At 70.9% G+C, this 13491-nt stretch carries 13 protein-coding genes; 8 read left to right on the top strand and 5 right to left on the bottom strand.

All coding sequences use genetic code 11. The annotated features are described in order from the left end of the window. The first annotated feature begins 148 nt into the window (after positions 1-148). From Q0938_RS13070 to Q0938_RS13060, 3 genes are read left to right on the top strand one after another with little or no spacing between them, the layout of a single operon-like run. Positions 149-1069, top strand: coding sequence for a sulfite exporter TauE/SafE family protein (locus tag Q0938_RS13070; protein WP_299363045.1), 921 nt, complete (start codon positions 149-151; stop codon positions 1067-1069). Next, positions 1066-1989, top strand: a complete 924-nt coding sequence (locus tag Q0938_RS13065) for a TIGR02186 family protein (protein WP_299363043.1) — start codon at positions 1066-1068, stop codon at positions 1987-1989. Before Q0938_RS13070 ends, Q0938_RS13065 begins: the two co-directional genes overlap by 4 nt. A 51-nt stretch (positions 1990-2040) precedes the next feature. Next, on the top strand, positions 2041-3579 hold the full coding sequence (locus tag Q0938_RS13060) for a DUF305 domain-containing protein (RefSeq protein WP_299363041.1): 1539 nt from the start codon (positions 2041-2043) through the stop codon (positions 3577-3579). A gap of 265 nt (positions 3580-3844) precedes the next feature. Here the strand turns inward: Q0938_RS13060 and Q0938_RS13055 are convergent, their stop codons facing one another. After that, a complete protein-coding gene (locus tag Q0938_RS13055; RefSeq protein WP_299363129.1) occupies positions 3845-5014 on the bottom strand; it encodes an aminotransferase class V-fold PLP-dependent enzyme in 1170 nt (389 codons plus the stop codon). A gap of 251 nt (positions 5015-5265) precedes the next feature. On the opposite strand from Q0938_RS13055, the gene Q0938_RS13050 reads away from it, so the two are divergent. The 4 genes from Q0938_RS13050 (at position 5266) to Q0938_RS13035 (ending at position 9861) form a co-directional block, all read left to right on the top strand. Then, a complete protein-coding gene (locus tag Q0938_RS13050; protein ID WP_299363038.1) occupies positions 5266-7008 on the top strand; it encodes an ABC transporter ATP-binding protein in 1743 nt (580 codons plus the stop codon). Further along, entirely contained in the window at positions 7008-7751 is a 744-nt protein-coding gene (locus Q0938_RS13045; RefSeq protein WP_299363035.1) for a folate-binding protein, read from the top strand. Before Q0938_RS13050 ends, Q0938_RS13045 begins: the two co-directional genes overlap by 1 nt. Positions 7752-7834: 83 nt before the next feature. Further along, complete coding sequence (gene dinB / locus Q0938_RS13040) at positions 7835-8914, top strand: DNA polymerase IV (protein ID WP_299363033.1); 1080 nt, start codon at positions 7835-7837, stop codon at positions 8912-8914. A gap of 59 nt (positions 8915-8973) precedes the next feature. Further along, on the top strand, positions 8974-9861 hold the full coding sequence (locus Q0938_RS13035; RefSeq protein WP_299363030.1) for an EamA family transporter: 888 nt from the start codon (positions 8974-8976) through the stop codon (positions 9859-9861). 54 nt (positions 9862-9915) lie between these two features. On the opposite strand, the gene Q0938_RS13030 is transcribed toward Q0938_RS13035, so the two are convergent. Next, positions 9916-10791 carry an NAD(P)H-hydrate dehydratase gene (locus Q0938_RS13030; protein ID WP_299363026.1) on the bottom strand — a complete coding sequence of 292 codons (876 nt, stop codon included), beginning with the start codon at positions 10789-10791 and terminating at the stop codon, positions 9916-9918. Next, on the bottom strand, positions 10788-11555 hold the full coding sequence (locus tag Q0938_RS13025) for a histidine phosphatase family protein (protein ID WP_299363024.1): 768 nt from the start codon (positions 11553-11555) through the stop codon (positions 10788-10790). Before Q0938_RS13025 ends, Q0938_RS13030 begins: the two co-directional genes overlap by 4 nt. A gap of 413 nt (positions 11556-11968) precedes the next feature. On the opposite strand from Q0938_RS13025, the gene Q0938_RS13020 reads away from it, so the two are divergent. Continuing rightward, positions 11969-12295 carry a DUF6280 family protein gene (locus Q0938_RS13020; RefSeq protein WP_299363021.1) on the top strand — a complete coding sequence of 109 codons (327 nt, stop codon included), beginning with the start codon at positions 11969-11971 and terminating at the stop codon, positions 12293-12295. A gap of 74 nt (positions 12296-12369) precedes the next feature. On the opposite strand, the gene Q0938_RS13015 is transcribed toward Q0938_RS13020, so the two are convergent. Beyond that, positions 12370-13086 (bottom strand): LrgB family protein, encoded by a 717-nt coding sequence (locus Q0938_RS13015; protein ID WP_299363128.1) that lies wholly within the window; start codon positions 13084-13086, stop codon positions 12370-12372. Further along, positions 13079-13423 carry a CidA/LrgA family protein gene (locus tag Q0938_RS13010; RefSeq protein WP_366942755.1) on the bottom strand — a complete coding sequence of 115 codons (345 nt, stop codon included), beginning with the start codon at positions 13421-13423 and terminating at the stop codon, positions 13079-13081. The genes Q0938_RS13015 and Q0938_RS13010 overlap by 8 nt, the downstream gene beginning before the upstream one ends. Between the last annotated feature and the right edge of the window lie 68 nt (positions 13424-13491).

Below are 13491 nucleotides of genomic sequence, written 5' to 3'. Positions count from 1 at the left end.
TCGCGGCAGGGTCGGACGGTGCGAGGCCGGCACTCGCCGCCCTGCTTAGCCGCTGCCCCGGCGCCGGCGCAACCGGCCGCGGCGGCGCGGATCACGATTTGACGCGGCCGGAACGCCCCGGCAAGATGGCTCAGCAGAACAGGCGGCCATGCAGATCTATCTTCCCATTGCCGAGGTATCGGTCAATGCCTTCGTCCTGATCGGGCTGGGCGGCATCGTCGGGCTGATGAGCGGGCTGTTCGGCGTCGGCGGCGGGTTCCTGATCACGCCGCTGCTGTTCTTCATCGGCATCCCGCCGCCCATCGCCGTGGCGACCGGCGCCAACCAGGTCGTCGCCTCGTCGGCCTCGGCCCTGTTCGCCCATCTCAAGCGCAAGACGGTGGACATGCGCATGGGCTGGGTGCTGTTGGTCGGCGGCGTGTTCGGATCCTATTTGGGCGTCTGGCTGTTCACCGCGCTGCAGCGGCTGGGCCAGGTCGATCTGGTCGTGCAGCTCAGCTACGTGGTGTTCCTGGGCTTCATCGGCCTGACCATGCTACGCGAAAGCCTGAACAGCCTGCGCGCCTCCCGTCGCCCCGGCAGCGCCAAGCCGCGCCGCCGCGAACACAGCTGGGTGGACGGCCTGCCGCTGCGGATGAAGTTCCGCAAGTCCGGGCTCTATATCAGCGTGCTGCCGCCGCTGGCGGTAGGGGTCGCGGTCGGGGTCCTCGCCGCGATCATGGGGGTCGGCGGCGGCTTCGTCATGGTGCCGGCGATGATCTACCTGCTGGGGATGCCCACCAAGGTCGTGATCGGCACCTCGCTGTTCCAGATCGCCGCGGTCAGCGCCTTCACCACGCTGATGCACGCGGTCAGCTTCAACACCGTCGACATCATGTTGGCGGTGCTGCTGATCGTCGGCGGCGTGGTGGGCGCGCAGCTCGGCGCGCAGCTCGGCGCCAAGCTGCGCGCCGAACAGCTGCGGATCCTGCTGGCGGCGCTGGTGCTTGTGGTCTGCGCCAAGCTGGCGCTGGACCTGTTCCTGCGCCCCGACGACATCTATTCCCTGGCCCCGGTGGCCCCGAGATGAGCCGGCCGCGCCGCGCGATCCGGCCGCCCGCCCCCCTGTCCGCCACCCTCGCCGCGACGCTGCTGGCCGGGCTGCTGGTCGCCGCCACCCTCATCGCCCCCGGCCGCGCCCAGGACCCGCCACCGCCGGACGCCCCGGTCGCGCCGCTGACCACGCCGGGCCCGACCGCCGCGGGCGATGCCGCCCCCGTCGCGGTCGAGACGACCGCCGGCGAACAGGTCGTCGCCGGGCTGTCCCAGGACGCGGTGTCGATCACCACCACCTTCACCGGGTCCGAGATCCTGATCTTCGGCGCGGTCAAGCGCGACGCGCCGCTGCCGCCGGGCCCGCCGATCGGGGTCATCGTCACCGTCCAGGGCCCGTCCCAGTCGGTCAAGATCCGGCGCAAGGAACGCCGCTTCGGGATCTGGGTGAACACCGACTCGCTGACCGTCGGCGCCGCCCCCGATTTCTACGTCGTGGCGACCAGCGCGCCGCTCGGGCAGCTGCTCTCCCCGGCCGAGGACGTGCAGCACCGTATCTCGATCCCGCTGGCGATCCGCTCCTTCGCGGTGCCGGTGCAGGTCGCCGACACCACCGAATTCACCGCCGCGCTGCTGCGCCTGCGCACCGAGGCGGGCCGCTACGCGCTGGAAGAAGGGGCCGTCAGCGTCATCGACCAGACCCTGTTCCGGGCCGAGGTGACGCTGCCCGCCAACCTGATCGAGGGGCAGTACAAGACCAGCATCTTCCTGGTCCGCGACGGCCAGGTGGTCAGCGCCTACAGCGCCCCGATCGCAGTCAAGAAGGTCGGGCTGGAACGCTGGCTCTACCAGCTCGCCCTGGAACAGCCGTTCTGGTACGGGCTGATGTCGCTGGCCTTCGCCGTGGCCGCCGGCTGGCTCGCCTCGGCCGCGTTCCGCCTGATCCGCCGCAACTAGCGGGCGGCATGGCGCGTTTCCCTCTCCGAACCCTTTCGAGTGGAGCGAGACATGACCCGATTCGACCTGATGACGACCGCCTGCCGCATCGCCGCGGTGCTGGCGATCAGCGCCCTGCCCGCCGCCGCCCAGACGACGGCCCAGACCGGGGCCCAGACCGGGCCAGACACGGGCACGCCCGGCGCCAGCACCGGCAGCGACCCGGCGCCCGGCCCGAACCGGAGCCAGAGCCCCGGCGCCACCGACCGGCCGGGCGGAATGTACGGCCAGAACCTGCAGGGCCAGCCGCGGCCCGGGATGCCGATGCAGGGAATGCCCGGGGCTGGCATGATGGGCGACACCATGCCGGGCCAGGGAACACCGGGCCAGGGAATGCGCGGTCACGGGATGCCGGGTCAGGGCATGGCAGGCCAGGGCATGATGGGCATGGACCGCCAGGGGATGATGGGCCAGGGGATGCCCGGGCAGGGCGGCAAGTCGATGCAGCGCCATGGCATGGATCACGGCGGCGGTCACGGCATGGGTCAGGGCATGGGGATGGGCATGCATGGCCCCGCCATGAACCACGCCATGCACCACTACATGCACGAGATGCTGCACGCGATGATGCACGCCCACGGGATGGACGGCATGCACGGCGGCGGCATGCATGGCGGCGGCATGCATGGCGGCGGCATGCACCGCGATGGCCAGCGGGGCGACGGACACCGCGACGGCATGCGGGGTGACGGCATGCGAGGTGACGGCATGCGGGGCCCGATGATGCAGCACGGGCAGATGATGCAGCACGGGCAGATGGGCGGACCGGGCATGCCCGCCCCCCGCGCCGGCGCGCCCGCCGCCGCCGACCCGACCGCGATGTCCGAACACGACCGGGCCTTTGCGGCCGCGATGTCGAAGATGCACGAAGACATGATGATCGAGTTTTCCGGCGATCCCGATGTCGATTTCGCGCGCGGCATGATCCCGCACCATCGGGGCGCGGTGGACATGGCGCGCCTCGTGCTGGAACACGGTGACGACCCGGAACTGCGCGCCCTGGCCGAAGAGGTCATCGAGGCGCAGGAGAAGGAAATCGACTTCATGCAGGCCTGGCTGGACCGGAACGCCGGCGCGGCAGGCGCAGGCGAAGCCGGTGCCACCCCGCCGGATGGCGGCATGGCGGACCACGACATGTCGGGTGACGGCATGGCGGGCGGCGGCGCCGCCGACGCGCCCTCGGGGGCCGCGGACAGCGGTGCCGCGTCGATGTCCGGCACGGCCGCCGGCGGCTCTGCCCCGGACGCGGCGGACAGCAGCGCGACGGACGACGAGCCCGCCGCCTCGGCGACCGACACAGATAGCGACACCGACAGCGGTGCCGCATCGACCGGCGCCGCGACAGGGTCCACCGCTGCGGGCACCTCGCCGACCGGCACCTCCCCATCCGACTCGCCCACCACCGGCGCATCTGACACGAGTATGCCGGACAGGGGCACGTCGGACGCAGGCGCCTCGGACACAGGCGACACGGGCACATCCGACACCGGCACGGGGGCCGTCACACCGACAACCCCGTCGCCAACCGGAACTACCAGCCCGTCGAACTGACCTCCCAAAGCGGTCGGCCGGATCTCCGGCCGATCGCGCCCACCCCGTCCCGCCCTCGCGGGCGAGGCCCGCCCCGCCGAACGGCGGACTGCAGAGGCGCCGCGGTTCGGATCGACATTCGACCCGGGACCGGCACAGGCGACGCTTACTTGCTGCCGACCGCTACGGAAAACCCAAACGGAACCGTCATCCAAGCAGCCACAGGCCCGGCCCCTGCCCCTTAGCCATCACCCTGTGTCAGGCGCCCTCCGCAGACCCGTGCCGCTCACGCCAGCCGGCCGATCTCCGCCGCCGCCGCGTCCAGCCCGCCCGCGCCGTGGCGGATCGACAGCGCCGTCATCCCCGCCTGCATGACCCCAAGCACGCCCAGCAGCATATGCGCGTTGGCATGGCCCATATGAGCAATCCGCAGCGCGTCGCCGGGCCGGTCCGCGCCCAGCCCCAGCCCCAGCGTCACCCCCGCCTTGTCGACGGTCCAGCCGCGCAGCCGCTCGGCGCCGGGCAGCGCCACCGCGGTCACCGACCTGGCCCGCGCCGCGACCGCGGCGACATTGGCGCCGATCCCCGACCCATCGGCGCCCCAGGCGTCCAGCGCCGCCCAGACGGCGCGGGCCAGCCCCTCGTGCCGGGCCCAGGCGACCTCCAGCCCTTCCTCGTCCAGCAGCATCGCCAGCGCCTCGGCCAGGCCGTAGATATGCTGGACCGGCGGGGTGCCGCCCCAGAACCGCCACAGCTCGGCCGCCTGGGCGCGCACCGCCCAGTCCCAGTACGGCCCGACGCCCGCGCGCGGCGCGGCGACCCGGTCCGAGAACCAGACGAAGGCCAGCCCCGGCGGCACCATCACCCCCTTCTGGCTGGCCGACAGCAGCACGTCGATGCCCCATTCGTCCATCAGCAGCCGCTCGCATCCCAGGCTGGCGATCGCGTCGACGGCGAATACCGCCGGGTGATCGCCCATCGCCGCGCGCAGGGCCGGCAGGTCGGCCCGGACGCCCGACGCGGTGTCCACGTGGCAGACCATCACCGCCCGGATCTTGCCCGCGCGGTCCTGCGCCAGCCGCTCGGTCAGGCGCTGCGGGTCGGGCGGTGCGGCGTTGCCGAAATCCAGCACCTCGACCTCGACCCCCACGGCCCGCGCCGCCTGCGCCCAGCCGCGCCCGAAATGGCCCGAGGCCAGGACCAGCGCCCGGTCGCCCGGTGAAAACAGGTTGGCGTTCGCCGCCTCCCACGCCGCATGGCCGTTGCCGATATAGGGGGCCAGATGATGCCGGGTGCCGGCCAGCCGCTTCAGGTCGGCCATCACCCGCAGGTTCAGGTCGACCAGCTCGCCGCCATAGATGTCCGGCGACGACCGGTGCATCGCCCGCAGCACCCGGTCGGGCACGGGCGACGGGCCCGGAATGGCAAGAACGGGACGGCCGGCGGCAAAGCTCATGATCACCTCGGGATGCAGACGCCGCATCGGTAGGACCGGCCCGCCACGCCGTCAATCGGGCCGCGGCGAGGGCAGCTGCGGCCCACCCCGGAACATTTCATGAAAGCTGCATGAACCCTGCATGAACATCGCCTTTTCCGTGACGATCTTTCCGCAGGCCCAGCGCCCGGTCCGGCCCCGGCCCTCGGGTCAGGCTTGCCGCGCCCCGCCTCGCCGGGCTATCCCCGGGGGAACCAGGGAACGAGGCCGGGATGACGACGCGACGCGCCGATCGACCGTCCGGCCTGCCGGGCCGGCTGTGGCGCGACTATCTGCGTCCCTATGCCCCGCGCATGGGCGTCGCCATGGCGCTGATGGTGATCGAGGGATCGACCCTCGCGATCCTGTCCTGGATGCTCAAGCCCTTGTTCGACCGGGTTTTCGTGGGCGGCGACAGCGACGCGATCTGGTGGGTGGGCGGGATCATCTTCGGCCTGTTCGTGGTCCGCGCGGTGACCCTGGTCACCACCCGGGCGCTGCTGACCTCGGTCCAGCAGGGGGTCGCCGTGGCGCTGCAGACCGACCTGCTGCGCCACGTCCTGACGCTGGACGGCAGCTTCTACCAGGCGAACTCGCCCGGGGCCCTGATCGAACGCATCCAGGGCGACACCCAGGCGATCCAGGGCATCTGGACCACCTTCATCAGCGGCGCCGGCCGCGACGTCATCTCGCTGATCGGGCTGTTCGGCGTCGCCATCGCCATCGACCCGCTATGGACGCTGGCGGCACTGGTGGGGGCGCCGATCCTGATCTTTCCGACGTTCTTCGTGCAGCGCTACATCCGCCGCAAGACCCGCCAGACGCGAGCCGAGGCCTCGCGCCGCGCCACCCGGCTGGACGAGGTGCTGCACGGGATTACCGCGATCCGCCTGAACGGGATGGAGGCCTATCAGACCGCCCGCTTTGCCCGCATCGTCGAGGGCCTGCGCCAGCGTGAAACCAAGATCAGCGCGATGAAGGCGATGATCCCGGCGCTGATCGACATCGTCACCGGGCTGGGCTTCGTGGGCGTTCTGGCGCTTGGCGGCGCCCAGGTCACCCGCGGCGAACGCAGCGTCGGCGACTTCATGTCGTTCTTCACCGCCCTGTCCCTGGCGTTCCAGCCGCTGCGTCGGCTGGGCGGGCTGGCGGGCGCCTGGCAGGTGGCCGCGACGTCGCTGGAACGCATCTACGCGATCTTCGACACCCACCCGACCATCCGGTCGGGCCAGCGGCGCGACCCGCCGCCCGACACCGCGATCCGGTTCCACGACGTCAGGCTGTCCTATGGCGACACGCCGGTGCTGCGCGGCCTGACCTTTGCCGCCGAGGCGGGCCAGACCACCGCCCTGGTCGGGCCCTCGGGCGCGGGCAAATCCACCGTCTTCAACCTGCTGACCCGCATGGTCGACCCGGATGCCGGACAGATCACCCTGGGCGGCGTGGCGCTGGACGAGTTCGACCTGCAGGTGCTGCGGGACCAGTTCTCGGTGGTGACGCAGGACAGCGCGCTGTTCGACGAGACGCTGCGCGAGAACATCGACCCCGGGATCGGCGCCGAGGCGCAGGCGTTGCGGCGCGCGGTGGTCGCCGCCCACGTGGCCGACTTCACCGACCCGCTGCCGCAGGGCCTGGACACCGCCGCCGGTCCCCGGGGATCGGCCCTGTCGGGCGGGCAGCGCCAGCGCATCGGCATCGCCCGGGCGATCCTGCGCGACCGTCCCGTGCTGCTGCTGGACGAGGCGACCAGCGCCCTGGACGCCGCATCCGAACGGCTGGTGCAGGCCGCGCTGACCGAGCTCTCGGTCGGCCGGACCACGCTGATCATCGCCCACCGGCTGTCCACCGTCCGCGCCGCCGACCGGATCGTGGTGATCGATGCCGGGCGGGTTGTCGAACAGGGCAGCCATGACCAGTTGATGGAACGGGACGGCGCCTATGCGGCGCTGGTCCGGCTGCAATTCGGGGGCGAGTGATGCGGACGATCCTGCGCGTGGGCGGCGATGACCGGGTGGATTTCCTGCAAGGCCTGGTGACCAACGACGTCACGAAGGCGCCGGTCTGGGCCGCGCTGCTGACGCCGCAGGGGAAGTATCTGGCCGATTTCTTCGTCGTCCCCGGTGACGACGCGCTGCTGGTCGACGTCGATCAGCGCCTGGCCGACGACCTGCTGCGCCGGCTGACGATGTACCGGCTGCGCGCCAAGGTGACGCTCGACACCGCTGCGGTGACCGTCAGCCGCGGCACCGGTCCGGCGCCCGCCGGCGCGATCGCGGACCCGCGGCATGCCGACATGGGCTGGCGGCTGTACCGGACCGACGCTGGCGCGGATGCCCCGCCGCCCGATGATGGCACCGACTGGGATGCGATCCGGGTCGCCCACACCATCCCCGAAACGCTGGTCGAGCTGATCCCGAACGAGAGCTTCATTCTGGAATCCGGGTTCGAGGACCTGCATGGCGTCGATTTTCGCAAAGGCTGCTATGTCGGGCAGGAGGTCACCGCCCGGATGAAGCACAAGACCGAGCTTCGAAAGGGCCTGCGCACGGTCCGGATCGAGGGCGAGGCCCCGGTCGGCACGGCAATCCTGACCGAGGACGGGCGCGAGGCCGGCACGCTGTTCACCCAGTCCGGCGGACAGGCGATCGCGCATCTGCGCTTCGATCGCGCCAGGGGTCCGCTGCGCGCGGGCGACGCGCGCATCACCGTTCCCGGCTAGGCTTTGCGCCGGGCGGGTCCCCCCTGCCGTGGATGCGGCACGCGACGGCAGCGGCCCGCGCCGACCGTCGCCAGGGTGCCGCCATGACCGAACCGCCGTCCCGCCGCATCGTCCATGTCGACATGGACGCCTTCTTCGCGTCGGTCGAGCAGCGCGACAACCCCGACCTGCGCGGCCGGCCGGTCGCGGTGGGCGGATCGTCGGCGCGTGGCGTCGTTGCCGCCGCCAGCTACGAGGCCCGTCGCTTCGGCGTGCGGTCCGCGATGCCATCGGTCCGGGCGGCGCGCCTGTGCCCCGACCTGGTCTTCGTGAAGCCGCGCTTCGAGGTCTACAAGGCGGTCAGCGCCCAGATCCGCGACATTTTCGCCCGCTTCACCCCGGCCATCGAACCGCTGTCGCTGGACGAGGCCTATCTGGACCTGACCGACCGGCTCGATGGCCGCACCGCCACGCAGATCGCGCGCGAGATCAGGGCATTGATCCGCGCCGAAACCGGGCTGACCGCGTCCGCCGGGGTCAGCTACAACAAGTTCCTGGCCAAGCTCGCCTCGGACCAGCGCAAGCCGGACGGGCTGTTCGTTATCCGCCCCGAGGACGGGCCCGATTTCGTCCTGTCGCTGCCCATCGCGCGGTTTCACGGCGTTGGTCCGGCGACGGCTGCAAAGATGGAGCGGCATGGCATCCGCACAGGCGCCGACCTGCACCGGCAGAGCCTGGAGTTCCTGACCGCGCGGTTCGGCAAGGCGGGGCAGTATTACTGGAACATCGCCCGCGCCATCGACCACCGCGAGGTTCGCCCGAACCGCGAACGCAAGTCGATCGGCGCCGAGACCACCTTCTTCACGGACATCCACGACCTCGACGCGGCGGCCCAGGCACTGGTGCCGCTGGCCGACAAGGTGTGGCGCCACGCCGCGCCGCGCGGGGTGACCGGACGCACTGTAACGCTGAAGGCCAAGTACACCGATTTCCGGATCGTCACGCGGGCCCACAGCGACCCCCGACCGGTTGCGTCGCAGGCCGAGCTTCTGGCGCAGGCGACCGCGCTGCTGCCCCAGGTGCTGCCCGATCCGCGCGGGGTCCGGCTGCTGGGCATCACCCTGTCGGCGCTGTGCCCGGCAGAGCCGCCGCAGGCCGATCCGCAACTGCCGCTGTTCGGCTGAACTTGCGCCGGCCGCGGCCGGATCGCACTGTGTGGCCCGACCGTGGCAGGGGACCCCAGATGAACCGACGCGACACCCTGCTGGCGATGCTGGTCCCGGTGCTGTGGGGGCTGAACTTTCCCGCGACCGCTTATGCGCTGCAGCATTACCCGCCGCTGCTGACGGCGGCGCTGCGCTTCATCCTCCTGTCGATACCGACGATCCTGCTGGTCCCCCGCCCGCAGGTCCGCCTGATCTGGCTGGTCGGGACCGGGCTGGGTCTCGGCCTCATGCAGTTCGCGTTCCTGTATACCGGCATGGCGGTGGGCATGCCGCCGGGGCTGGCGTCGCTGGTGCTGCAGGCGCAGGCCCCGTTCACGATGCTGCTGGCTGTCCTGCTGCTGGGGGAACGGCTGTCGGCACGGGCCGGCATGGGCGTGGCGATCGCCGTCGCGGGGCTGATGATCGTGGGCGCCGCGCGGGCGCAGACGGCCAGCTGGCTGCCGGTCGTGCTGACGCTGCTGGCGGCGCTGGGCTGGGCGATCGGCAACCTGTGTTCGCGGCTGGCCCGCCCGTCCCGTCCGCTGCACCTGACCATGTGGATGTCCGTGATCCCGCCGCTGCCGCTGCTGGCGCTGTCGCTGCTGCTCGAAGGGCCGCAGGTCGGTCCGGCGCTGGCCGGGGCGTTCACGCGCGCGGCGCTGCCCGCCAATCTGGGACTGCTCTACATCGTCGTCTGCTCGTCGGTGATCGGCTTCGGGATCTGGAACACGCTGATGACCCGGCACCCGGCCAGCGTCGTCGCGCCATGGTCGCTGCTGGTGCCGGTGGTGGGGGTGCTGTCGTCCTGGGCCGCGTTCGGCGACATGCCGTCCGCGACGGAGCTGGCCGCCGGCGGGCTGGTGATCGTCGGGGTGCTGATCGCCAGCCGGTCGTGGCGCCGCATCGTCGTGCCTGCGCCCGTGTGATGCGGCCGTTTGATCTGCACGGGGGCGGCAACCGGCCACCTCTGTCGCTGCCGGTCAGATCCCCCGCATCAGACTGGGCACCTCGCCCGGCAGTTCGCGCGCCATGTACCCCATCGCACCCAGCCGTTCGGCCAGCCGGCGGCCGGCCTCGCCGTGCAGCCAGACGCCCCAGCAGGCGGCCTCCCACGCGGGCATGCCACGCGCGATCAGGCCGGCGATCAGGCCGGTCAGCACGTCGCCCGAGCCGCCGGTGGCCAGCCCGACCCCGCCGCCACCATAGACCGTCAGCTCGCCATCGGGACTGGCAATCAGCGTGGTCGCCCCCTTGATCAGCAGCACCGCGCGCAACCGGGCAGCCCATTCCACCGCGATCTCGTCGCGGCGCGCCTCGATGTCATCGGCATCCAGCCCCGTCAGCTGCGCCATTTCGCCCGCATGGGGCGTCAGCACGCTGCCGCCCGCCAGTGCGGCGATGGCATCCAGCCGGTCGGCCGCAGCCGCTACGCACGCCGCGTCGAGGATCACGGGGTTGTCGGCCGCCGCGGGCAACAGCGCGTCCAGAACGAACCCGGCCGCCTTGGGCGTCGCAATGGCCGGTCCCAGCGCAAGGCAACCACAGGACCCGATCTTGTCGGTCACCGGGGCGGCGTCCGCGATCTCGCCGTTCTCGTCGGCGGGTAGCGCGTAGATGCCGGCCTCGGGCAGGGCGATGCCGGTCGGAATGGCCAGCGGCGCGGGCAACGCCACTTGCACCTTGCCGGCGCCCGCACGGAACGCGGCGGTGGCGGTCAGGATCAGCCCGCCGGGCACGAGACTGGAGCCGCCGACCAGCATGACCCGGCCGCGGCTGTTCTTGTCGGTCTGTTCGGGATGGACCGGCAAAGGGTGACCACGCAGCCAGGCGGCGTCCAGCGTGACCGGATCGCTCATCCCCGGTTGCCCACGATGGCGTCGGGTTCGCGCGTGACCGGGGTATGCTCGACCTCCATCGGGGCGGTGACGTTGTAGCGAACCAGCCGCATCTCTCCGTCGGTTCCCTCCGGGCCGGGATGGTGGCGATATTCGGTGATCGAGCAGTTCGCGACATCCTTCTGCGCGTCGATGGCCAGGATCTCCTGCTCGGTCATCTCCTCGATGATGTAGCGCAGGCACAGGACCACGACCTGATGGGCCACGATCATCACCCGGCAGCCGCTGTGATGCAGCCCGACCGTGTCCAGCATCGCCCGCAGGCGGAAGATGACGTCGCACCAGCTCTCACCCCCCGGCGGGCGGTGATAGAACTTGCCCAGCGTGGCGCGCAGCTCGGACTGGTGGGGGAATTCCGCGCGGATCCCGCGGCCCGTCAGCCCGTCGAGAATGCCGAATTCCTTTTCCCGCAGTCGCTCGTCCAGGTGGATGCGGGTGTCCGGCGGACAGCCGCCGGCGTCGCGGAACAGGCGCGCCGTGTCCTGGGCCCGCAGATAGGGCGAACTCAGCAGGACATTCGGTTGACCGCCCTCTTTGCCCTGCGAGAACCAGTGTCCCAGCGACTCCGCCTGCCGGCGCCCCAGATCCGACAGCGGCACGTCGACGTCACGACCGCTCAGCTCGATCCGGGCAAGGCCCTGCTGATAGGCGGCGTCCCGCGCGACATTCCCCGCGCTTTCGCCGTGCCGAACGATCCACAGCGTTTCCGGCCATCCTGTCGTCATCGCGATGCTCCTGCTGTCGAGGCGGCAGGCTATCGCGCGGCGCGAAGCGTTGTCTACAGAGACCCGACGCACGGAAGGCGCGCACCAGTGCCGCGCAGACGTGCAAATGCTGCGTCGCAGCACGTAATGCTTGATCGGTTGGGCACGTTGCCTATATGAAGTCGGAATTCTGCGCAACCGAATAAGCCTTCACGCGTTGTCAAGCGCCCGGGACGATCACGGTTAACGGGCGAAGCGGCGCAGAAGGCCAGTGTGCACTGTGGGTTGCATCACGTGCATGGCTGCAATGCGGCTGGTGGAATATCGAATCACGGTCGGAAGGGTTACTGCCATCCGACCAGCCAGGGGACAGTTGAGCGGGGCCATTGCCCGCCCGCGCCGAGGCGCGGACAGCAGGAACAGGAAGTTTTCATATGCGCGATTTCGTGGATGGGTCTGCCTTCAACTTCGAACAGGGGCAGCGGGCTCGCAAGCTGTTTGCTGCGGTTGTGCTCGCCGCCCTGGACGATGCGATCGCGGATGACAAGAAATACGGCAACGGCGCCGAGCAGATCGCCCGCTGGGCGCGGTCCCGCGACGGCCGCGAGGTGCTGAGCTGCGCCGGCATCGACCCGAACGAACGCGTCGTCAACGGGCTGGTCGAATTCGTCAGCAAGGGCGTGCGGACCTCGGTGGCGCTGTCGCGCGAGGAAAGCGAACGGCGCATGGCCGCCGAGGCGGAAGAAGCCGAAGCCGCCTGAGGCCGGTCGCTCCGCGTTGCGAAGCCGCCCTTTCGGGCGGCTTTTTTTTTGCGTGGCGACCCCGGAAACACCGGTCACAGGAACAGCCGCAGCACCAGTGGCGCGATGATTGCCGTCAACACGGCGTTCAGGCCCATGCCGATCCCCGCAAACGCGCCCGCGGTCGGGTCGACCTGAAAGGCCCGGGCGGTGCCGATCCCGTGCGCGGCGGTTCCCACCGCCAGGCCGCGGGCGCGCCAGTCGCGCACCCCGATCAGATTCAGCCACGGCGTCGCGACCATCGCCCCGAACACGCCGGTCAGCAGCACCAGCACGGCGGTCAGCGTTGGCTGTCCCCCCAGCCGCTCCGCGATCCCGATCGCGACCGGGGCGGTGGTCGACTTGGGCGCCAGCGATGCCAGCACCTCGGGTTTCAGCCCGAACCCCCAGGCGATCGCCAGCGCGGACAGGATCGCGACCAGGGATCCCGCAAACAGCCCCGCCAAGATCGGCAGCGCCGCGCGGCGCACCCGCGGCAGGTTGTCGTAGAGCGGCATCGCCAGGGCGACGGTCGCCGGCCCCAGCATGAAATGCACGAACTGCGCGCCCTCGAAATAGGTCGCATAGCTGGTGTCCGTCGCGATCAGGATCAGCCCCAGCAGGATCATCGCGATCAGCACCGGATTGGCAAAGCTGCGCCGACCGGCCGCCCGGAACATGGCGTCGCCGATCAGATAGGCGATCAGGGTCAGCGTGAGCCACAGCAGCGGCCCCTGGGTCAGATAGGCCCAGATCAGCGCGGGGTCAGCCAGCATCGCGATCCCCCAGTCGCCGCGCGATCAGGACGAAGGCCCACGCTCCAGCCGCGATGGACAGCAGCGTCGATCCGGCCAGGGCCGCGGCCAGCGCCACCCCGTGATCCCGCAACAGCGGCAGATGCGCGACCACCCCCACGCCGGCCGGCACGAAGAACAGCGACAGATGGGCCAATAGCCCCTGCGTCACCGGCCGCAGACGGTCGGCCAGACCTGGCCAGACAAGGCAGCAGCCGACCAGCAGGCACAACCCGGTCACGGGGCCCGGCAGCGGCAGGGACAGTCCGCGTGAGGCGACTTCACCCACCAGTTGAAAAGCCAGGATCAGGGACAAAGCGGGGATCATTCGCGCGAGGATAGCGCGCATGCGCGCGATGTATAGATCGGGGATCTTGTAGAGCC

This window comes from uncultured Paracoccus sp. (assembly GCF_947496875.1).
In the GTDB taxonomy this organism is placed as follows: domain Bacteria; phylum Pseudomonadota; class Alphaproteobacteria; order Rhodobacterales; family Rhodobacteraceae; genus Paracoccus.
This window is presented reverse-complemented; position numbering and strand designations above follow the sequence as displayed.

What these genes read in the sequence shown, in the direction of transcription:
- Q0938_RS13070 (WP_299363045.1), top strand. Translation starts at nt 149, where the DNA reads ATGCAGATCTATCTTCCCATTGCCGAGGTATCGGTCAATGCCTTCGTC.
- Q0938_RS13065 (WP_299363043.1), top strand. Translation starts at nt 1,066, where the DNA reads ATGAGCCGGCCGCGCCGCGCGATCCGGCCGCCCGCCCCCCTGTCCGCC.
- Q0938_RS13060 (WP_299363041.1), top strand. Translation starts at nt 2,041, where the DNA reads ATGACCCGATTCGACCTGATGACGACCGCCTGCCGCATCGCCGCGGTG.
- Q0938_RS13055 (WP_299363129.1), bottom strand. Translation starts at nt 5,014, where the DNA reads ATGAGCTTTGCCGCCGGCCGTCCCGTTCTTGCCATTCCGGGCCCGTCG.
- Q0938_RS13050 (WP_299363038.1), top strand. Translation starts at nt 5,266, where the DNA reads ATGACGACGCGACGCGCCGATCGACCGTCCGGCCTGCCGGGCCGGCTG.
- Q0938_RS13045 (WP_299363035.1), top strand. Translation starts at nt 7,008, where the DNA reads ATGCGGACGATCCTGCGCGTGGGCGGCGATGACCGGGTGGATTTCCTG.
- dinB (WP_299363033.1), top strand. Translation starts at nt 7,835, where the DNA reads ATGACCGAACCGCCGTCCCGCCGCATCGTCCATGTCGACATGGACGCC.
- Q0938_RS13035 (WP_299363030.1), top strand. Translation starts at nt 8,974, where the DNA reads ATGAACCGACGCGACACCCTGCTGGCGATGCTGGTCCCGGTGCTGTGG.
- Q0938_RS13030 (WP_299363026.1), bottom strand. Translation starts at nt 10,791, where the DNA reads ATGAGCGATCCGGTCACGCTGGACGCCGCCTGGCTGCGTGGTCACCCT.
- Q0938_RS13025 (WP_299363024.1), bottom strand. Translation starts at nt 11,555, where the DNA reads ATGACGACAGGATGGCCGGAAACGCTGTGGATCGTTCGGCACGGCGAA.
- Q0938_RS13020 (WP_299363021.1), top strand. Translation starts at nt 11,969, where the DNA reads ATGCGCGATTTCGTGGATGGGTCTGCCTTCAACTTCGAACAGGGGCAG.